This window comes from Citrobacter sp. Cpo090 (assembly GCF_030332665.1).
Taxonomy (GTDB): Bacteria; Pseudomonadota; Gammaproteobacteria; order Enterobacterales; family Enterobacteriaceae; genus Citrobacter; species Citrobacter portucalensis.
Genome location: NZ_JAOWHK010000035.1, coordinates 298,394 through 318,969, shown reverse-complemented (window position 1 = coordinate 318,969; position 20,576 = coordinate 298,394). Strand labels below are relative to the sequence as shown.

Genomic DNA, 20,576 nt, shown 5'->3' with positions numbered 1-20,576 from the left:
GTTTCATCCTATTGATGCTTCCGGCGCACTTGAAATAACCTGACATCCACATAGACTATGGCATCCATCGACAACTATCGGTTTACCATCAGAAAACCATTCTGATGAACCTTCAATAATAGGATTAATGCCATGGAAGGGTATCGGACAACTGACCAGATCCCCCAGAAGAACTACTTTTTTCCCTTGAACAAACATGGTAGAAGATGCAGATATCACACTTCCTCCATGAGTCGTTTTATCACCAAGCAAAACAAAGCCTTTTGACATATTTCACTCCAGTAAAAAAAGAAAACAAATCGACAGTTAATAAAAAACATCAAAAAAAAGCCAGCCACTTTCTTCTTCAAAGCACAGCCTTCACTTAATAAAGATAAACGATTTTTTCCGATGGGTGATTTTTATATACTCATTATAATCTTTATGCGTGACCTTATATTTACCAATCATAAAGTCACTCAGCCTGACCTTATGCAGGTATTTATCATCCTGGTTCGAGCTGAAGGGCAGCTTTTCCCAAATCAGCGGGCCGAAGTCCCCCATTAAAAACTCACCGCCCGCGACCGGGACCATATTATCCAGCGAACGCTTCACCAGCGCCTGGGTGAGCTGCTGGCTTTCCGCACTGGTGCTGGTATCACAGCCATTACAAAATGCTATTGTTACTAATAGTGCGGCGCAGTATTGCCTATTCATTTTGATATCCTTAATTAAGCCGTTCTGGTCTGTCCATCATCACTCATGGGGTCATATGTCTGTTGCTGGTCAATCAACGCTAAATACCGATCCATTAATTTATCGGGTATCGGTTTGAACGGCTCTTCTGGTGCAATGCAGTCAGGCAGATGTCTATATAACTCAGGTAGCTTCTTACCGTAATGGGTAAAAAACACAGAATCATTCTCACCGTCGGAAAGGAATGTAATTACCGTCTGCTCATTTTTATTACGGTCACCTTTCACCTTTCCAGGACTTTCAGTAATATGCTGCATAACATTGTCGTAATCGGCTTTGCTTTGTACCCATTTCAACGCCATGAAGATGGCCTGCTTACGGCGTTTCATTGGTCCTAACTTCCATGAGTTAAACGTGAGCAAGTTATTGTTTTGGTTTCGCGGGTCGAGAGGGTCCACCCAACTGATATCCATTAGCTGCGCAATCAGTGCGCCTTTGGTTTCCGGTGGCGAGTATTTAAACTGATCCGGGTTATTCAGCACACTCTCCATCAGCTTAACCCGGTTATTTTCCTCGGTTAAATCATTAAGTAATTGAGAAACGATACCCGTTGCCTGATCCGCCATAGCGACCGCCGCCTGGACGCCACGGGCCGCCATAATTAAGGGGATGGCGCACAATGCCTGAAAGGCGTCTAATTTCATCATGTCGGCTAACTTTTGATAATCAACGTTGCGTAGCATGTACATAAAACTTTTCATAAAGGCTAAATAGCAGCCGCCATCAACCTCAAACCCCAGACTCCCCTTTGCACCGGCTCCCCAGCAAAATGCCGCTTTGCAATAAATACGAAAACGCCCCTGGATGTAGGTAACGTATAAAACCGCGCTTCCCCCGGCACCCGCCTGTAGCGATACCCCCATTTCCAGCTTCGCAATTGCCGCAAATTTCCGTTCTTTACTGACTATGGTTTTATCGTCCGTCTTCCCGACGTTAGCGGGAGGTGTGTCGTCAGGATGCGGGTCGAACCATATTATTGATAAAAGATAAAAATATCCCTCCTCGCCTCATATTCAGCCTAAAATATCATCGCTAAAAGTACCCGTTGGTTTTGTTCTGTTTTGAAAGGGATTAAACCTTGATCATAAATATCCTGACAAGGTGTACCTAATTGCCTCACAAGAGTTTCGACGTCAATGTTCATTTGCCACCAAGTCGTTTTTTCTCCAATGCCACCTGAATCTCCTTTGCTCGTTCCACTGGAATAAATGTGATCCTGTTGACAAAAAAATATTGATTGTAAGAAAACGCCGCTGCAATATTTTGATTCGGAGTTGGTAAAATATATGTTTCCTCCACCCCAACATAAATAGTCATAATCACGCTGGCATCAACGTAAGTAATCGGATGACCAAATCGGTCTCGCACCCATCCTTGCGTCATTACTGGTTCAAGACCAAATGGCAGCAAGTTAGGAAACAACCAGTCAGTTTTGTTCTCATCTTCTAACCGTAAGGTCACTTCCTTAAGATTTTTATCTTGATTATTAACAAACGATAAAAATACCCCTTCTCGTTTCATATCTAATCTATAAATATCATCACCAACAGTACCACTCGGTTTTGTTTTGTAGGGGATCAATCCTTGCTTATAAATATCCAGATATGATTTCCCAATGTTCTTTATCAACTTTTCAACATTCAAACTCATTTAATATAACCCCGCTTTCCGGTTTAGCTCATGTAATCTGGCTCTGATCTCTTCGATCTTTTTATCACTTACACCATATTCATTCCTAAGGCACTCAGCATTTGTATCCCAGTTAGCATCCACTGCTGCTTCTAAATTACTGGCATCCAGAACTTTTTGAGTGACCAATCCTCCGTCTTGTGTTCTAAATTTACTATTGTTTTTTCCACCATAGGTTTCACTACATTGCCGATGCACCTCTATCGGTATAGCAACAGCAGCCACCCTGTCAGTCATTTGTTCTATAATATCATCTTTCAGGTTTGGATATGTCCCTTTCAAATATATCCTAACCGCTTCCTTTGAAGGAATATGATCTACTTCATATAGGCCCTGCCTTGAACGGCCTTCAAAATTTCCGTAATAGTCAACTTCAAGATCCCCCACATCAGTTTTTTTAAAATACACATAAATCGCCGATACAACTCCCATCGGGTCAACAATGATAAAGTCATTGAAATCCCGGTCTTCGATAGGAAATGTTTCAATATTTGGCTTCTACTCCTCCGGGATCGGCGTGCCCGGTACGGAGGGTAACGGTTCGGGGGCCGGGTTAGGCAATCCCCAAATACCCCGAGAGTCCGGAACTGGTGTAGGTGGCGTGGAATAACCGCCTGTTTTACCATCATGGACAGTGGTCTGGCTGGTTCCCCACTCAAATCGCCCCTGCCCGGCAGACCTCGACCAGAGCAGCGTCACACCAGATAAGGCATCTTCAAATTGCCACAGCTCGTCATTGATTTGTTCTGCAAACCGGACCCGAACCCGATCCAGCCCGCTTTTTTCCCCCACCTCGTAACTGCGGGAAATCATTTTCCCTGTCGCGGGATCTTCTTCTAAACACTGACCGTTTTCCCTTCTGTATCCGTTCGCCCTTCAAATATCTGACCTTTTTGGACGCTTAACTGCTCCAGTCCCTCAAAACGCAACACATCCAGAGCATGCGGGCATGAAGGGATCGTTAAGCTGTAGCGGTTAAGCGTAGGCCCTGATGTTGTTAGTTCCATATTCATAGCGTTAACTCCGTTTAATAAATAGAATCCCATCTAACATGCTTAAATTCATTAACGACTGGGGTTAATAAAAACACCTCAGCACTCACACTCATTATCCACCCAGCCGTTTTTTCTCTAACGCGGCTTGTATTTCTTTGACTCGCTCAATTGAGTAGAATGTGACTTTTTGTACAAAAAAATCTTTGTCATAGGTAAATGCAGCAACGATATATTGATGAGGGGCCGGCAAAGTATAAAATTCCTTCACACCAACATAAATAGTCATGATTATCTGCGCATCAGTGTAAATCATTGGATGACCAAGTTTGTCCCTTACCCATTTCTGGGACATTACAGGTTCAAGACCAAATGGCAGCGGATTAGGAAATAACCAATCCGTTTTATTTTCATCTTCTAACCGCAAAGTCACTTCTTCAAGATTTTTTTCCTGGTTATTGATAAAAGATAAAAATATTCCTTCTCGCCTCATATTCAACCTGGCAATATCATCACTAACAGTACCCGTTGGTTTTGTTTTGTAGGGAATTAAACCTTGATCATAAATATCCTGATATGATTTCCCAATATTTTCTATCAATTTTTCAACATTCAAGCTCATTTAATATAACCCCGCGTCCTGATTTAATTCATGTAGCCTGGCTCTAATTTGCTCAAGTTTTTCATTGCTAACATTATAATAATCTTTAAGACACTCAGCATTAACATCCCAGTTAAAATCAACTGCGGCTCTCAGATTACTAGCATCCAGAACCTTTTGAGGAATCAATTCCCCGTCTTCTGTTTTAAATTTACTATTGTTTCTTCCACCATAGGTTTCACTACATTGCCGGTGTACTTCCGCCGGAATAGCGACAGCAGCCACCCTGTCAGTCATTTGCTCTATAGTATCATTATCCAAGTGCGGATATCTTCCTTTCAAATATATCCTAACTGCTTCCTTTGAAGGAATATGATCTACTTCTAAACCCTGCCTTGAACGGCCTTCAAAATTTCCGTAATAGTCAACCTCTAAATCTCCAACTGAAGCTTTCTGAAAATAGACATAGATTGCAGGGACAACCCCCTTCGGGTCAACAATGATAAAGTCATTGAAATCCCGGTCTTCGATAGGAAATGTTTCAATATTTGGCTTCTGCTCCTCCGGGATCGGCGTGCCCGGTACGGGGGGTAACGGTTCAGGTGCCGGGTTAGGCAATCCCCAAATACCCCGAGAGTCCGGAACTGGTGTAGGTGGCGTGGAATAACCGCCTGTTTTACCATCATGGACAGTGGTCTGGCTGGTTCCCCACTCAAATCGCCCCTGCCCGGCAGACCTCGACCAGAGCAGCGTCACACCAGATAAGGCATCTTCAAATTGCCACAGCTCGTCATTGATTTGTTCTGCAAACCGGACCCGAACCCGATCCAGCCCGCTTTTTTCCCCCACCTCGTAACTGCGGGAAATCATTTTCCCTGTCGCGGGGTCTTCTTCAATACGAAAACGTACACGTGTACGGGCTTTCCCGTTTTGTTCAGCAATACTCCTCAGAGTATATTCAGAAAGATACTCTTCCCGAGTGACGGTTAAGTTCTCACGGGTGTATGCGCCAATCAGTATTTGTCCATGGATCAGGTTATGGTAGAGCTGGTCGCCACGTATGCTCTGTAGCATTTCCGTCTCACCTGCATTTAACCCTTTCGAATAGAAGAGTGCCCCCAGCGCAAAACGCCGACCAACCGTAGCAACTGTTTCTACACCAACTCTGGTGACTGCTTGACCAACAGCCCTGCCCAGAGTGCCTGAGACTTCCCCCATTGTTCCTGTTGCTGGTGCTGCTTGCGAAAGCTCAATGTATGTGCCAGCCGCAGAGTTAGCTAACGCCATTGATTCAAAAAACACCTGTGCGGGCATGCGCTCAACAACCGGCTCTTTTGCCGCTGATGATGTTTTCCCTTCTCCGGTCCCCAGTATCTGTGCCATCACGGCTTTCTCCCTTCCATGGTTTACAGTAGTTCTACTTTCAGTGATTCAGGCAATGCGGTATAAACACTGGCCGTTTTCCCTTCTGTATCCGTTCGCCCTTCAAATATCTGACCTTTTTCAGTGGTTATCCGGTAACGGGCAAACGGAACAATCTCACCACTCTTTTTATCTCTCACCGTAAAACGCTCTTCGAACCCTTTAGGCAACTCGATCGGTGGTATACGAAAATCCGTCATACTCATTTTCTGCACGCTGATAGATTTGAGCAGAATATTTTTCGGACAGCCTATCTCCACATTTCCGCCGCTGAGTTTGATATAGGCTCCGCCACAGTTCAGCACCAGCTCGTCGGCTGCCGTCACAACCACTTTGCCCTCCACGCTGGTGACGGTAATGTCCTTTTTCGCCACGGTATCTATCCCGTCATCCTGGGCCTGGATTTCAACCTTCCCCTTTGCAGCAAATAAACGTATACCCAGCTTCAGGGCCAGCAGACTGATGGCTTCCCCGGCCACGGCAGTAAATTTCTTCATCACGCTGATATCAGTATTACCACCCGCGACCAGCCCCACGCTTTCACTCCCGGACGACAGACGCACCGACTTCGGACTACTGATGCTGATGTGCTCCGGTGCATTGAGCACAATCCCTGGCTGAGTAAGATTATTTAACGCTGTATTCAGTGCCTTTGCTGTTTCTGAATCTGCCGGCCAGGCCTGTGCGATATCGGCAGCATTCGCCAGGGCATCACTCACAGAAAGCGCCTGAACCATTTGCGCGGCAGCATTTTTCATCTCCAGCATCCTGTCCGAAGCTTCACTCTGCCTGTCCGAAGTGATAAAAACCCCTTTACCGCCGCGTAACGCCACCCAGTCGTCTGTGCGCAGCTCGGCCCCCTCTCCCCGCAGCGTACGCCCCGCATCCACGTTATGCCCCAGATTAAGCTGCGTCTTCCCGCCATACTCGGTACTGAGCTTGACGTGTTCCTCACCCCGTTTGTCTTCCATGCGCAGCTTGTTGTTCGCGGGCGTGCGGATGACGTTACGGGTATGGTTTGCCTGTGTCACGTGGTCAGGATGCCGGGAGTCATGCAGCGCATGCGCGATATAGGGTCGGTCCGGGTCACCTTCATGGAACGCCACCGCCACTTCTGTGCCCTGTATCAGCGGGAAGTGAATACCGTAAGTGTCGCCGCCGTAGGGTTTGGCAAGGCGTACAGGCATACTTTCGTAGCCCTGTTGTTTAGCATCGCGGTCCGCATCAAACTTAACCCAATAAAGCCCGCTCTGATTTAAATGAGCATATTCATCATTCTTTTTCGGGCTTGAAACACGTGCCATTAGCGTACCGCTAATTACTGGTCGCGGTTTGAGTGGGGGTCTCCAACAGCGCGTTTCACTGTAAATGGTTGCCATCAACACCACCTGTAACGCTTCCTTTCGGCTTGCGCTGAATGAAACCGCCGTAACCAGCAAGCTGTTACGCACACTGACAGGAAGCGTTGGGACAGGTGTGGATTCCGTAATATTCAGGACCTGAGCCGGGCTGAGGCTTACATCGGTTGATAATCCAGAGATTGTCGCTTGTGAGGAGAGATAACGCTCATGTTCCAGACGCGCCCAAAAATTCCCTGTCTCAGGCGCCGGCGAAACCTTATCACCCGTTTCAAGATGGCGTGGGCGATAGTGGTAAACATCCCCGTAAGTCACCTCGTCACATTCACCGTAAGTCATATCGGCTTGTGCAGAAAATAATATTTTCTGAGCCTGGCGATGGTTATAGTCCCCGGCAGTAACCGATGCCTGCACCGCAGACTGTTGGAACTGAATATCCCAGACTGAGTCGATGCCATTGTCATTCATTCCGGAGGGACTATTCAGCGGTAATGTTTTGCCAAACTCCCATGCGCTTTGTTTGTCAGCAAAATAGATCACCTCAGTGCCAGCATCAGGCTGAAGTCTGAAGAAGAAGAAAATTCCAACTTCAGAGAGCAGGCGTTCAATAAAAACCAGATCGCTTTCCTGATATTGATTAATTTGCTCTCTTTTTGGATATTCCATTACCAAATCAAAATTGTATTCCCAGTCTTTTAAACCATGTTCCTGTAAAATTTGAGTAACAACTTCCGGAACTGACATATTAATAAAGAATCGGTGTGTGCGAAATTGGTTTTTCAGCAACGCGACAAAGGGTTCAATGATTAACTGATAGGTTGCCTGGTCTTTTGAACCACTGATACGATGGAAAGATGTCACAATACCATGTACCATTTTTCGGGCAGTTAACTCACTTAACTTCCCCATTCCCATGATCAATGTCGTTGATTTTCTAAGTATCGACTCGGCCGCAATGTCCTTATCCTGGCTGGAAAAATGTACTACGTATCGGTACAGCGAACTCATTTCCTCGGTACCATTAAAGCTAATAACATCCAGTACAGACTTGCATGAAGGGATATACAATTGATAACGATTCAGCGTATTTTCAGATATAAATGATACCCCACCGCCAAGTGATTCATCCACTCCCATATATTTAACCCCTGTAATTTTATAAAGAGCCATTTCCAGAACGAAAAATCACCGTCAACGCATTATTTTTATTAAAGTGATCAAATTTTTTTTCTTGTTAATGACAATGGAAAAAGTAAATCGACGATTATCATTTGATATCCAAAGTTCTTCTCTTCCATTATCACTATAATCATAAAGATGAAAACCAAGACCTGTTAGATAATCACGAATAACTCCCACATCACCACCGTAAAAAACAATAAGATTTGTTTCCCGTGTACTTCCATCAGGAGAAATATATTCAAAGCGATAATTATTTGATATCCTTGGAGTCTGTTTGATATCAACATCAGTGTAGAAATAGTAGTCAAAAAGATCGCTTTCCCGATATTCTAATTTATCTGGCCAGGGTATTAACAGCGGTGACAAGAAAATCAAAACAATCGTCACCAGTATTATTTTATAGTAACTCATTACCATTCACCTCGACAAAAATGAATAATAACCGCCATCCCCGGTGATAATTTCTACCCGACCAGAAGTGAAATCACTCCACGGTTGCACCCATGTCATAAACGAAGGTAAGCCCCCCTTATAGGGTTGATGCACAGCACAGTTATCCAGGGGGTCTGGAAACAATAATGGTAAAAATCCTTTATTATTATAATTACCTATCGGCCCATAAAAATCCCATCTACTCAGGGCCTGCTCTTTACTGACAAGCCTCAGTCTTGACTGGTAGTCTGAAGGAAGGATTGCCCGGTAGAAGCCTAAAAGATCGGAGGTAAGATCCTCACCGCTAAATCCACTGTCGGTATACCAACTAAAACACCAATTAGATTGCAAACTTTCAAACAAGCGCGCCGTCATCATCATCATGGCTAACGCAATGCTGTTTTTCTCACATGTAGATAAACCTTGTTTGATACGCCACTTAACAAACTTTCCTGTACCAAACTGGCGATGATATACAAACATCTTTTGGCTATAGGTGACTTCATAGTAACCATCACGGCTTGATTCACCTTGTTTTATATCTGACAGTAGGTTTTTAATATCACTTCCCTGTGCATGGCCTATATCTATCCATCCTAATATTTCGCTGTAAACAAGCCCTGTTTTACAATCCAATGTCCACTCGGAAGGTTCAATAATATCGTTACGTTTACTCATCATTAAACTCCAGCATTATTCCCTCTTCATCACTCCAACTTAAAGTGAGTTGCTGAGGTTTTTGCTGCTGGGAAAGATACGTTAACAACTGCTGGCTAAGCACAGGTAAAATTTGTTGGTTGAGTAGACTATCAATATTCCTTGCCCCCTTATCCGGTAGCAGGCAAGCGGCGGTCAGGGCATCAAAAAGGTTCTCGGATATCGTTGTGGTGATGCCGTAATGACGCAGTAATCGCTGGCTAACCTGATCCAGTTTCATTTGTACAATCGTACGTAACGCCGGTTCACTGAGCGGATGGTAGATAATCGTCTGGAAGCGGGCCAGTAGCGCCGGCTGAAAATGGTCGCGCAAAAGTGGGCGCAGCAGTTCGTGCAGCTCAGACTCGGTGGCTTCCGGCTGTTCTTCCAGCAGTTGCATCACTGCGTCGCCGCCAAGATTGGAGGTCATCAAAATAACAGTGTTGCGAAAATCAATTTCACGACCTTCGCCGTCACGCATGAAACCACGGTCAAATACCTGGTAAAACAGGTTCATGACGTCGCGATGCGCTTTTTCTACTTCATCCAACAGTACCACGCTATAGGGGCGTTTTCGCACCGCTTCGGTCAGGATCCCTCCCTGACCATAACCCACGTATCCCGGAGGTGAGCCCTTTAGCTGGCTCACGGTGTGCGGCTCCTGATATTCAGACAAATTAATTGTGATCAGCGATTTTTCACCGCCAAACAGAATGTCAGCCAGGGCCAGCGCCGTCTCCGTTTTACCGGTTCCACTCGGCCCGGTAAGCAAAAACACACCCTGTGGGCCGTTTTCCGGCGTAAGTCCTGTTTTTGATGCCCGCAACCGCTGTGCGATAGTATTCAGCGCGTAATCCTGGCCGACAACCCGGTTTCCCATCTGGGTTTCAAGCGTCAGTAAGTCTGTCTGGGAGTCCTTCATTAATGAAGACAAAGGTACACCGGTCCAGTCGGCAATCACCGTAGCCACGGTGCGCGCGTCTACATCCGGAAACAGTAGCGGATGGCCCTGCTGAAGCACACTAAGCTGCTGCTGCAATTCAACCGTTTCCGCCTGACGAGAAATATCACGGCGGCTGGCCAGCAGTTGCTCTATGAACGCTAATTCCTGACCATACTGAGTTTCGCGTTCATCCAACTCGACAAGCAGAAGATTTTCACGCTGTTCAATGCTGGACAGCCTTTCACCATGCTGACCATTTCCTACGGAGATATCTTCAAGTAGTGCCTGTTTTTCTATTTCAAGTGCGGTGATCTCTGACTTCAAACGCGTGAGGGTTTCAGGAACAGTGTCAAGACTCATCCGCACTCTTGCACCTGCGGTGTCCAGCAGGTCAACGGCTTTGTCAGGTAATTGTCGCCCGGTAAGATAGCGACGAGAGAGCGTAACAGCGGTTCTAACCGCTTCGTCGGTGATGTGAACGCCATGGTGTTCTGCATAGCGTGACTTCAGACCACGCAGCATTAAGCAGGCAGTGTCATCATCCGGCTCATCCACTTTAACCATCTGAAAACGCCGCTCCAGCGCAGCATCACGCTCAAAATACTGTTTATATTCGCTCCATGTGGTCGCCGCGATAGTTCGTAATTCACCTCTGGCCAGAGCGGGTTTTAGCAAATTGGCTGCGTCAGCACCTCCCGCCTGATTACCGGCCCCAATGATGGTGTGTGCTTCATCGATAAAAAGCAGAACAGGCGTTGGCGATTGTTGAACGGCATCAATGATATTTTTCAACCGCTGCTCAAACTCACCTTTCACCCCTGCGCCTGCCTGTAACAGCCCAAGATCCAGCATGCGTAATGTTACTGATTTCAGGCTATCCGGCACGTTACCTTCAGCAATACGCAATGCCAGTCCTTCCACCAGAGCGGTCTTGCCGACGCCGGGTTCCCCGACAAGAATGGGGTTGTTTTTTCGCCGACGGGACAGCACATCCACCATTTGTCGAATTTCATTATCGCGACCAAATACCGGGTCGATATCGCCGGTACGCGCTTTCGCGGTCACGTCTAGCGTAAATTTATCGAGCACGCCTTGTAATGCTGGCGACAACGTCGACTGGGCCTGGTCCGGACGCGGTTCATCATTAGGGGAAACCTTCACCAGAGCGGCTTCTTGCTGTCTTTCAGGACGTTCATCCGACTGGGAATTTAATAGCGGCAGGAGCCGTTCCAGTTGAGTATGTCCGGCGCTCAGAAGCGGCCACAGACCGTCACACTTCAGTAGCGAAGGTTTTCCTACCAGTGCCATCAGCAGATGCACACCACGTATCTGCGAATTTTCATCCGTTGCAGCGCACAACCACGCTTGTTGGATTAAAGAGAGGAGCGCATCAGACAACTGCGGACGGCTTTTCACGGAACGAGGCTGAACATCCAGATGTACCAGCAGCGACTGCCAAAGATTATCGATATCCCATTCATAACGACGAGCAATGACAGTAATATCGCCTTCACCCTGCTCCAACAACTTCAGTAACCAGTGTTCGGGAGTAATTTCTGCATGCGCGCGCGTCTGACAAAACGATGCCGCTGCTTCAAGCGCCTGAGCACAATAGGGGTTTAGACGTCGTAATAGCACTGCTGAATGGTGTTCCATTTGCTTCCTGACTCCCTGTATTCAGGCACGCTACCGCCCGTAGCCGTAATCCAATGCCCATAAGGTAATAGTGATGTTGATACTCTCTGCTTAACCTCCGCCCCGGACGCTCAGCAGAAGGCATAAAAAAACGGATGAGGAAATCCTCATCCGTTAGTGCATTACGCGGTAGTACGCTCGTTCCAGGCGTCAGAATGGATAATGTTGCCATCCTTATACGTCCAGACGATCTTCTCGTAGCGCAGTTCAATTTGTTCCAGGTGGTTATGCTTCTCTTTAGCGGGATCTTTGATGTCGTACATCACAGGGTTTACTTTCACCACTTTCACGTTGTGCAAAGTGGTGTTGAAGTATTCCACTTCCTGACCCGCGTCATTGATGCGATACCATTTGAACTCTGCCTGGCGCAGGGTCTGACCAGTGGTTACAGCCTTGTACAGATACGGGCTGGAGGCATCGATTTCCTTAGTGAAAAGGAACGGGGTATGGATGCGAGTGCCGGTCAACTTACCGGTATTGTTATCGGTAGGGATGTACAGGTTATGTTCCTGAGCCACCACTTCGATACTGCCTACACGGTCTTTTACGTCAACAGAACCTTTAATATCCGCGCCGCCATCATCTTTCAGCCAAAGGTAGACTGGAATTGCCATAACTCTTTCTCCATTTTTACTTCGCTAATGCGTCACCACCTTGCGGTGACGGTTCCTTCATGCCCGGCACCCGACAGGCATCTGCCTGCGGCACCAGACTGATCTCTACACGGCGGTTGGCAGCCCGCCCCTCCGGCGTATCGTTGTTTTTGTAGGGGCGTAATTCGCCGTAGCCCTGTACGGCAAAACAGCTCTCCGCGACATCACCGGTATCTCGCATCCAGTCACGAACAGATTCCGCACGTTTGAGAGAGAGCAGCTGATTAGATTTATCGTCACCCACATCATCGGTATGTCCGGCGATAACTATCAGCCACCCGGGTTTGGCTTTGATATTGACCAAAGCCCCAATGAGTACTTTTGTTGAACCCGCTTTTAGCGCCCACTTACCCGTATCAAACAGCGACATGCTGTCGAGACGTACAGTTTGCGGGGCAGTCGCTTTCGGTTTTTCGGGTGACCACCAGTCACTTATGGCAACCTGCAAAGGGGGAATCAATCTCATCCCCTGATACAATCCCATTGAAAGAGAAAGGGGTTCGCCACGCTGATACCAGCGATCAAGCAGTTGCGCATCACGACGAAGTTGATCCTGGGCCTGAATCTTTGGCTCGGCAGGATTACCGCTAAGTTGGCGGTATAGCGTCAGGTGATCGTTTGTGATCCTGATGAGATGTTGGTTATTGATAAAGCTGCATGCCATCGCCATTCCGATGAAAATGCCGCATAGCAGACCACTTACGCCCACCGTCCGTTGAAATGCTGTCAGCGCCCGACGGCGGGATAAGAATGGCAACGCTAAATCTGGAAAAGGCAGTAGTGGGGGCGCTGCTGACGACGCAGAGGAAAGCGTTGTTTGAGCAATGATATGCCGTTGCCAGAGGTTATTTTCGCAGACCGCTGATGAGGTGAAACATACAACCCGTAATGCAAAGAAAACAGGCAGAGCATGGTGTTCAGTATCGCCTTGTACCTTCTTCAGCCAGCCCAGTAAATTATCTAACCACACCGCATGTGTAAGATGAAAATGGCGGGCTGGACTCTCTTGCGAAGAGAAAGGAGCAAAGTCGTCTAATCCCGTAGCCGACTGTACTTCTGCATCCTGAGGGGTTCGAATAAACCAGCGTACAGCCTCATTGCATTGAGGAGAATTCAACCAACAGCACAACCAAAACGGCGGTACACCTGATAACCAACGCCGACTCTGGGTCACCACACGCCGCCAACTGAGCAGTATGTGCTTAAGCGCATCTTCATCAGTATGCCGTTCCGGAGTTAATGCCAGCATTACGGAGACGCGCATAAGAAGCCCTGGACGCTGAGCAGCTATCTGACGAACCAGAGCAATGTAATGCTCCGGGGACTGGACAGATAAATACCAGCCCTGCGAGCTCTCGCAAGAACCGCTGCGTCCGGCAAACAAGGGGGCATTATCGCCACACACCAGAACAACTGGCCCACTGAAATTCTCCGGAGGCAGCGGAACTTCATGATCGGAACGCGCTGATCTCAACTGGCCATATTGACGCCAGCCATAAACGATCCCTGGAATAGAAAACAGTAAAATAAAGACGGTCAGGCCGCCCCGGACACCCGCACTTAACGGACTGAATCCCCAAACCAGCAACAAAGCCAGCACAGCTGCCAGCACATAGTTAACGATCCCTCGCAACTGAGCCATGTCTTAACTCTGCCCAATAAGCTGAGCAACCAGCCCTTGTAAGACATGAGAAAATGTTAACCATAAAGCCCCCAACGCCACCGCGCCGACAATCCATGCCTGCCACCAACGACGCTTACCGCCAGAGAAACCGGACGCCTGCATGATTACAGGCGCATCGTGCTTTAACTTAAAAGGCTTTGCCTGAGTCGCCAGCGCCTCAAGAACATCTTCACGACGTTCGTCACCTTGCTCACGATAGCGCCCCACAAAACCGAGCGTGATTGCGCGATAAAAGCAGGTTATTACGGCGGTATCAGGAACGGGCTCACGCAGTACAGACCGGATGCGTTCCCAAAGCTCTTCCCCTGCGTTGGTGGTATTGAAATAACGAGCCTGTAAGGGTGTCGCAAGCCAGGTGATATAACCGCTATCCTGCCGGTTGCGGTTCAACACGCTCTCATCCAATAACGCACATTGTGTGTAAAGCATATGTTCAACGCTGTGTTCGCTGTATCCCATATCACGCAATGCCTCACGCGCGGATTCAACCCATTGGCTGGCCCGACGATAGAGAACAGCTCCGTCGTCGACTTCTGCCCCGTCACGTAGCTGGCTGACAGCAAGCCAGGTTGGCCAGAAAACCTGATCAATATCCTTATTCATTTATTTCAATCCCTTAATACTGCAAACAGCTCAAGTTGAATCTCTCCCAGCGTTCCCGGCACATAGAAAGCGCAATTACCAGCGTCCAACATGGCCTGGGCTGCTGGATGATCAATCTCAAGAGCAAAGTATTGATTTTCAAGTCGTAACGGGATGGCTGCGGGTACATGCGTCAACGGTTTTAATGGAATACCGCTGAGTGCCACATTGACGACATCTGACACATCCGCCCGACTGCCTGCTTTACAGAGCTGTGGAAATTGCGCCAGGAGGACATGTGCAGGAAGACACGAGCGAACGGACAGGTAAAAATCAGCATCTTCACGCAGTCGGGCATCCGACAGAGCGCCATACCAGAACTGTCGCTCCTGCGTCAGTTCAATAGCGACAACACGAGATGGCAGGCTAGCTTCCAGCAGTTCCACCAGCAGTGCAAACAGCGGCGGGAATACCTGCTGCGGATTTGCATGCTGATATGGAGGTACAACGCTGACATCGTTCTCTAACGAGAAGGTCAGCAGGCTGCCCGCTAACCGCGCCAGCTCACGCCACAAAAGTTCGGGGTGACGGCCTGGGTTTTGCAGCATTTCTTTCAGAACAGGCTCCGAGCTATTAAGCGCATTCAGCAGCCAAAACAACGAAACATCTGCTACTGCAAAATCCGCCATTCGTTCGTTGCTTTCTCGGCGCAAGGCCATCAGGCGGCGACAACGAGCCTGGATACGATGCACCAAATCACTGAGCGAATTGATTAATAAGGGGCTAGCTGAGAGTGAAAGCGATGGGGGTAAAAAATCACGTCCCAGTTCCCACTGCCCCTGAGCATTACGAATAAGGCAAGCTATCGGACAAGTCAGGTAAGCGCTGTTATCGTCATGGGCATACCGGAGGGTGATAGCATGCCGCAGCACTGCCATATCAGTCCGTTCCTGACCGGAGAGATCCTGAACCGGCAGCCATTCCTGCTGCCAACGACACGGACGGCTGACACCATTGCCTGATGAAAGATTACCGCCATTAGCTGAAAGTAGCGGCAATGCCAGCACGATATCAACGCTGCTGTAGCCAGTAAGATGCGATAAATCACACGCTGGAGGCAGGTTATCTGAAATACCTGTGTCCACTAACGTACCGTCAGGAAAGCGCACAACCAGATTAACGGGATTCAAACGGGAAACCGTTAGCGCACTTTCATCAAACTCCGCGCTGATGACTCCCCACGGTGATGAAAGTGACATGTGAGCAACAACGTCAGCAACGTAAGCATCCCAACGTGTCTGTTGCTGAAACTGTTGGGGAGCCAGAAAAGCCCCCTCGCTCCATAACGGACGATAGATCTTCATCGCACCTCCTGTGCATTACGCCGTTAAGATTTCGACTTAGGCATCTGTGAAACTAACGACAAGCTGACATCCATACCTTCAACCTGGAAATGCGGGATCGCGTACAGGCGCACACGGAAGAAACCAGGGTTATCCTCAATGTCCTCCACCACAACACGCCCATCACGAAGCGGGTGTGAAGCCTGCAAATCATCGCCAGGATCGGTCATTTCGGTTACCAGACTGCGTAACCAGTTGTTTAGTTCAAGCTCAAGCAGGCGGCGATCTTTGGTCGTACCAATGTTTTCTCGCTGCAAGATTTTCAGGTAATGAGCAATACGAGAAAGCAGGAAGATATACGGCAAACGTGAGTTAATCCGGCTGTTAGCTGTTGCTTCCGGGGTATCAAACTGCGCAGGTTTTTGTGCCGAGTTAGCAGAGAAGAAGCAGGCGTAATCACGATTCTTATAATAAGAAAGCGGAATAAAACCGAGGTTGGCGAATTCAAATTCACGAGTTTCAGGGATCATCACTTCAGACGGGATTTTCACCTGATTACCCGTCCCCAGATCGTACAAATGGATAGGCAAATCTTTTACCGCGCCACCTGCCTGTGGTCCACGGATCTGAACGCACCAACCATTCTTGATAAAACTTTTCACCATATTCACAGCGAAAGAGAAAGATGCGCTGGTCCACAGATATTTTTCGTGATCCGGGCCCTTAACTTCTTCGACATAGTTAAAGCTGCGCACAGGAATGGTATCAGGGCCGTACGGCAAACGCCCCAGTACACGCGGCATAGTTAATCCGATATAGCGTGAATCATCACTATCACGAAATGCTTTCCATTTGATGTATTCAGCACGTTCGAAATAATCATTGATATCTTTTATGGCTGCGACCTCTTCCATATTTTCTTTCAGGAAGAATTTCGGCCCAACGGAACCAATAAACGGCATATGGCAGGCTGCCGATACGCCAGAAATATTGCGCAGCAGCGCGATATCCTGCGGGCTGTTATCAAATTCGTACGCCGAAATCATTGCCGCAATAGGTTCGCCACCAGGCTGGTCATATTCTTCAATATAAACATGACGATATAACCCACTCTGAATAAGTTCCGGCGCGTCGTCAAAATCATCACGCAGCGCATCCTTACTGACATCCATCATTTCGACACGGACATTTCGGCGAAAATCAATGCCAGAGATCATTGAATGCAAACCACGCCAGAGCGATTCTTGTTTTTGAAACTCAGCATGATGCATAACTTCATTAACCTGATCGCTAATCTGCTTATCCAAACGAGCAATCTGCTCATCGAGTAACGTTTTATCCAGGCGTTCTACGGGTTGTGCGGCATCCGCCAGACATGAGACCAGAACCTGAATAGCAGCGGTCACACGCTCAGCCGGAGCAGCATCAGAAAGCGCTTCATCACTCTGCCACGCATCTACATTTTTTAATGACGCGACGGGGGAAAGATTAATTTTTTCAAAGAGGGACTGATAAACACTGCGTTCACTGGTCGTGGTGGTCGCGGCTGAAGAGGTATGTTCCTGAACAGACATCAACATATTCCTTTTATGTTCCTTTACTATTCCTGCCGATTTAGCGGAGGAAACCCTGTAGAGCGTTAAATCTCTTCTGGCATCATAGTTGCCAGCTCATTACGCAATTCCTGACTCAGGGCTGGATCCTTAAGGATTGTTTCCAGCTCGCGACGAAAAGCAGCGTTATCGAGTAAGTTATATTTCAGGTCACGTAGTAAGTTACGCATAGCCAACAGAACACGTAATTGTGGGATATTTCGTGCGACCTGCTCAGGTTCAAAATCGCGGATATTCTTAAAGGTAAGGTTAATATCGTCCTTTCTGTCATCATCAGCTAACGTATTTTTAACACTCAAATTAACCATTGGTGAAAACTTGGCCAATACATCATTAAAATTATTTTTATTAATATCTATCTTTTCGCGCTCAGATAATGGGCGCTGCTCTCTGCCATTACTGAAATCACCGACAGTCAGTAGTTTCAAAGGCAATTCAACTTTCTTTTGAACGCCTCCGGTGTGTAAATCTAACTTAATATTAACGCGTGCCGTTGGCACTTCATTCTGAAAACTGTCACCCATACGTCCCTCTCAGACCGGCGACTCCTGCCGGTATTTTGCATTTCCTAACGGAGCACGTTCCAATCGCTCAACATGTTTCTTACAACGTCATTTCTGCAGGCAGTCAACAATGGCTGTTAATGACAATTAACTATTATAATTATCACGCTAATGCAATCCGATATATTCCATAGATAAAAACATGATCAATGTCATTAATTAATCGAATAACACATTATATTTTTATATTTAAAATGACAATCAAGAAGATATTTATCTAATACAAACAAAAGTAACCATTTAATGATTAATGCATTCACTTAATGAATGCATTAATCATTAAATGTCATTTACCATGAGAATGATTTCTGTCAGTTATATAAATATAGATACTTATTTAAATATAAATACTATCAATCTAACCACAAATAAAAAAAGCCGGAGATATACTCCGGCTTTTCACATCTCATTCGTGAGCGAGCAGAAAGATTAGTGTTCTTTCACCACAATCAGCGGTTCGATATCGCTCTCTTTTTTAATCACCAGCGACTCGTCACCGCGCAGGCAGGTACCGCCGTAGTTACCACCTACGGTAAAGGTACAAACCTGGATATATTTACCGGCAACTTTTGGCAGACACCAAAGCTGCTGATAAATGTTCTTCTGCTCGGCAAACTTACCGCTGGTTTTATCCAGTAGCTCTTCCTGATGACTCACCAGATCGATGTTGCTGCCACAACGTCCTGCAATAGGTTTCACCGCATAACCGGTTTGCGCCAGCTCTTCATTAACAGTGAAATCCGTATCAAGCAGATAACGGTGGTGCGGGAACAGTTGCCAGAGGATCGGCAGAATCGCTTTGTTGCCAGGGATAACCGTCCAAAGAGGTTCGAAGACCAGCACTTCCGGGCGCAGCAGCACGTCGATTAAACGCACTTCCTGATTCGTATGCCCGGTACGAATTGGCACCGCGGCGTACTCCGTTTCGCTGACCTCGCGCACCTGCTCAATCGCGGTTTCCCACGCCCAGGTCTTCCAGACGCAGTTCACCAGGCGACCGTCACCGTCAATCAGTTGACCGGCGTCATCCCAGCGTAGCTCATCCAAACCTCGCAGGATTTTGCTGTCAAACCCGGCCTGACGCAGCGCCTGCTGCATAAACTGCGCGTGATAGTTTTCTTCGATATCCTTATCCTGCATGATGTGGACAAACGGACGTGCGCGGCTGTGCTTCCAGGCCCCCGCCAGTTCGTTGATCAACCCTTCAGCCGGGTTGTGTCCCCGCCCAGTGTAGCCACGCTCGGCCCATCTTTCGAGAATCAAACCGGCTTCGGTATGGCACGAGGCTGAATCGGCGTTGTACTCATACACCTTCAGTCCGCGTTCATCCATACAGAAATCCATACGACCCGTAATCATATGATGCCGACGACGCTGCCAGGAAAGGCGCAGGCGCGGCCAGAGGATTTTCGGGATATCAAACAGCGCCAGCAGGTTGTCGTCTTTCAGCACCTTGTCAGTCGCGTGCAGATACATCAGATGCAGCTCGTTGGTGGCTTTAATCAGCTCCTGCTCGGCACTCTCGGTAATAGTGAAATACTGATGGGGGTCCTGATTAATCACATGGCCGTTCGCCAGCACGTAGGCTTTTTGCAGCGGATCCTGTTCATCCAGCCATTTACCGTCAAATTGCCCGTTATCTTCCAGTCGTGCGCCGGCAATTTTCAGCGAGTCATTGGCTATCTCCGGCTGCGGCAGGCTGTAACGGGTATCATCGGTCTGAATCATCCAACCAAGGATAGTGGTGTCGTCAAAGGTATCACGAAGGGTGTAACAACCGTTTTCAACCACCATCTCCAGTTCGCGCGTCCATTGCTGTCCGGGAGGCAGCGGTGTATGGAGCACGTTCTGTTCGGCAATACGGATTTTGTTTTCCAGCAACTGGGTGACGACCGCCACATGCCCGGTATCTTTAAATTCGCCGCCTTTTTGCCAGATAAGCAGAGCGCCTGCTACCGGCGCGCGGGGCGAACCATTCGGAAATGCCTGTAACGGTAGGATGTTGTCATTCACGACTTCGCGCAGGAAGCGTAAGGAGAAGATCTCCCAAGCCATGCCAACATCGGTGAAGACCATGCCATAGTTAAGGAAGAGAAAGCGGCGTGCGAACTCTACGCACTGCCATTTGTGGCCCATGTATTCATCGTCGATATAGCTGCGAAATGCCGCATCATCGTCGTAGTCCCGTGGGTCGAGGGAGCTGTAATCTGAAGAGTAGATTGCTACGCCACCTGGGGCGTAGCCCAATAATGTCCCGAATGGGGCATCCTGACTGGTCGTTCCTTTGCTCATGCACCTTACCTCAAAACAATACAGCCTGAGCAGGTTGGCGTGAATTTTTCGCTCTGGTTGCCTGCTCTGCGACACTAACCGGACAGAGGTCGACATCATCA

The 20,576-nt window shown here is 47.8% G+C and carries 17 protein-coding genes and 2 pseudogenes; all 19 read right to left on the bottom strand.

All coding sequences use genetic code 11. From position 1 onward, the window contains the following. Positions 1-3 precede the first annotated feature (3 nt). The 19 genes and pseudogenes from OGY83_RS19690 to gss all read right to left on the bottom strand — a co-directional run bounded on the left by OGY83_RS19690 (position 4) and on the right by gss (position 20,475). Complete coding sequence (locus OGY83_RS19690) at positions 4-270, bottom strand: PAAR domain-containing protein (RefSeq protein ID WP_071692255.1); 267 nt, start codon at positions 268-270, stop codon at positions 4-6. A gap of 111 nt (positions 271-381) precedes the next feature. Further along, positions 382-696 (bottom strand): annotated as a pseudogene (locus OGY83_RS19685) (SUMF1/EgtB/PvdO family nonheme iron enzyme); the annotation flags it as partial. A 14-nt stretch (positions 697-710) separates the two neighbouring features. Then, positions 711-1,424 (bottom strand): hypothetical protein, encoded by a 714-nt coding sequence (locus OGY83_RS19680; protein ID WP_286636708.1) that lies wholly within the window; start codon positions 1,422-1,424, stop codon positions 711-713. 451 nt (positions 1,425-1,875) lie between these two features. Then, a complete protein-coding gene (locus OGY83_RS19670; protein WP_286636706.1) occupies positions 1,876-2,385 on the bottom strand; it encodes a DUF6392 family protein in 510 nt (169 codons plus the stop codon). Then, positions 2,386-3,264 (bottom strand): annotated as a pseudogene (locus OGY83_RS19665) (S-type pyocin domain-containing protein); the annotation flags it as partial. Further along, positions 3,261-3,437: a hypothetical protein gene (locus OGY83_RS19660; protein WP_286548020.1), complete on the bottom strand. Its 177-nt coding sequence runs from the start codon at positions 3,435-3,437 to the stop codon at positions 3,261-3,263. The gene OGY83_RS19660 and the pseudogene OGY83_RS19665, both read right to left, overlap by 4 nt. A gap of 94 nt (positions 3,438-3,531) precedes the next feature. Continuing rightward, a complete protein-coding gene (locus OGY83_RS19655) occupies positions 3,532-4,038 on the bottom strand; it encodes a DUF6392 family protein (RefSeq protein WP_286636705.1) in 507 nt (168 codons plus the stop codon). Beyond that, complete coding sequence (locus OGY83_RS19650; RefSeq protein WP_286636704.1) at positions 4,039-5,400, bottom strand: S-type pyocin domain-containing protein; 1,362 nt, start codon at positions 5,398-5,400, stop codon at positions 4,039-4,041. It lies immediately after the preceding gene. Between the two features lie 23 nt (positions 5,401-5,423). Next, the gene (locus OGY83_RS19645) at positions 5,424-7,934 is read right to left on the bottom strand and encodes a type VI secretion system Vgr family protein (RefSeq protein ID WP_286636703.1); all 2,511 of its coding nucleotides are present in this window, start codon (positions 7,932-7,934) and stop codon (positions 5,424-5,426) included. Between the two features lie 54 nt (positions 7,935-7,988). After that, entirely contained in the window at positions 7,989-8,390 is a 402-nt protein-coding gene (locus OGY83_RS19640; protein WP_286636702.1) for a hypothetical protein, read from the bottom strand. A 6-nt stretch (positions 8,391-8,396) separates the two neighbouring features. Continuing rightward, positions 8,397-9,089, bottom strand: coding sequence for a hypothetical protein (locus OGY83_RS19635; RefSeq protein ID WP_286636769.1), 693 nt, complete (start codon positions 9,087-9,089; stop codon positions 8,397-8,399). Next, the gene (gene tssH, locus OGY83_RS19630; RefSeq protein WP_286636701.1) at positions 9,082-11,706 is read right to left on the bottom strand and encodes a type VI secretion system ATPase TssH; all 2,625 of its coding nucleotides are present in this window, start codon (positions 11,704-11,706) and stop codon (positions 9,082-9,084) included. The genes OGY83_RS19635 and tssH overlap by 8 nt, the downstream gene beginning before the upstream one ends. Positions 11,707-11,867: 161 nt before the next feature. After that, on the bottom strand, positions 11,868-12,359 hold the full coding sequence (gene tssD / locus OGY83_RS19625) for a type VI secretion system tube protein TssD (protein WP_003024437.1): 492 nt from the start codon (positions 12,357-12,359) through the stop codon (positions 11,868-11,870). Between the two features lie 16 nt (positions 12,360-12,375). After that, complete coding sequence (locus tag OGY83_RS19620) at positions 12,376-14,040, bottom strand: OmpA family protein (RefSeq protein ID WP_286636699.1); 1,665 nt, start codon at positions 14,038-14,040, stop codon at positions 12,376-12,378. A 3-nt stretch (positions 14,041-14,043) separates the two neighbouring features. Continuing rightward, positions 14,044-14,685 (bottom strand): type VI secretion system protein TssL, short form, encoded by a 642-nt coding sequence (tssL, locus tag OGY83_RS19615; RefSeq protein ID WP_286636698.1) that lies wholly within the window; start codon positions 14,683-14,685, stop codon positions 14,044-14,046. Positions 14,686-14,690: 5 nt separating this feature from the next. Then, complete coding sequence (gene tssK / locus OGY83_RS19610; protein WP_286636696.1) at positions 14,691-16,028, bottom strand: type VI secretion system baseplate subunit TssK; 1,338 nt, start codon at positions 16,026-16,028, stop codon at positions 14,691-14,693. A 23-nt stretch (positions 16,029-16,051) separates the two neighbouring features. Continuing rightward, positions 16,052-17,581 (bottom strand): type VI secretion system contractile sheath large subunit, encoded by a 1,530-nt coding sequence (gene tssC, locus OGY83_RS19605; protein ID WP_194211388.1) that lies wholly within the window; start codon positions 17,579-17,581, stop codon positions 16,052-16,054. A gap of 65 nt (positions 17,582-17,646) precedes the next feature. Continuing rightward, on the bottom strand, positions 17,647-18,144 hold the full coding sequence (gene tssB / locus OGY83_RS19600; RefSeq protein WP_286636695.1) for a type VI secretion system contractile sheath small subunit: 498 nt from the start codon (positions 18,142-18,144) through the stop codon (positions 17,647-17,649). A gap of 468 nt (positions 18,145-18,612) precedes the next feature. Next, entirely contained in the window at positions 18,613-20,475 is a 1,863-nt protein-coding gene (gene gss, locus OGY83_RS19595; RefSeq protein WP_191213930.1) for a bifunctional glutathionylspermidine amidase/synthase, read from the bottom strand. Between the last annotated feature and the right edge of the window lie 101 nt (positions 20,476-20,576).

Coding starts and splice junctions, on each gene's coding strand:
- tssC (WP_194211388.1), bottom strand. CDS start 17,581: ATGTCTGTTCAGGAACATACCTCTTCAGCCGCGACCACCACGACCAGT.
- tssL (WP_286636698.1), bottom strand. CDS start 14,685: ATGAATAAGGATATTGATCAGGTTTTCTGGCCAACCTGGCTTGCTGTC.
- OGY83_RS19645 (WP_286636703.1), bottom strand. CDS start 7,934: ATGGGAGTGGATGAATCACTTGGCGGTGGGGTATCATTTATATCTGAA.
- tssK (WP_286636696.1), bottom strand. CDS start 16,028: ATGAAGATCTATCGTCCGTTATGGAGCGAGGGGGCTTTTCTGGCTCCC.
- OGY83_RS19620 (WP_286636699.1), bottom strand. CDS start 14,040: ATGGCTCAGTTGCGAGGGATCGTTAACTATGTGCTGGCAGCTGTGCTG.
- OGY83_RS19660 (WP_286548020.1), bottom strand. CDS start 3,437: ATGAATATGGAACTAACAACATCAGGGCCTACGCTTAACCGCTACAGC.
- OGY83_RS19655 (WP_286636705.1), bottom strand. CDS start 4,038: ATGAGCTTGAATGTTGAAAAATTGATAGAAAATATTGGGAAATCATAT.
- gss (WP_191213930.1), bottom strand. CDS start 20,475: ATGAGCAAAGGAACGACCAGTCAGGATGCCCCATTCGGGACATTATTG.
- OGY83_RS19650 (WP_286636704.1), bottom strand. CDS start 5,400: ATGGCACAGATACTGGGGACCGGAGAAGGGAAAACATCATCAGCGGCA.
- OGY83_RS19690 (WP_071692255.1), bottom strand. CDS start 270: ATGTCAAAAGGCTTTGTTTTGCTTGGTGATAAAACGACTCATGGAGGA.
- OGY83_RS19680 (WP_286636708.1), bottom strand. CDS start 1,424: ATGTACATGCTACGCAACGTTGATTATCAAAAGTTAGCCGACATGATG.
- tssD (WP_003024437.1), bottom strand. CDS start 12,359: ATGGCAATTCCAGTCTACCTTTGGCTGAAAGATGATGGCGGCGCGGAT.
- OGY83_RS19635 (WP_286636769.1), bottom strand. CDS start 9,089: ATGAGTAAACGTAACGATATTATTGAACCTTCCGAGTGGACATTGGAT.
- OGY83_RS19670 (WP_286636706.1), bottom strand. CDS start 2,385: ATGAGTTTGAATGTTGAAAAGTTGATAAAGAACATTGGGAAATCATAT.
- OGY83_RS19640 (WP_286636702.1), bottom strand. CDS start 8,390: ATGAGTTACTATAAAATAATACTGGTGACGATTGTTTTGATTTTCTTG.
- tssH (WP_286636701.1), bottom strand. CDS start 11,706: ATGGAACACCATTCAGCAGTGCTATTACGACGTCTAAACCCCTATTGT.
- tssB (WP_286636695.1), bottom strand. CDS start 18,144: ATGGGTGACAGTTTTCAGAATGAAGTGCCAACGGCACGCGTTAATATT.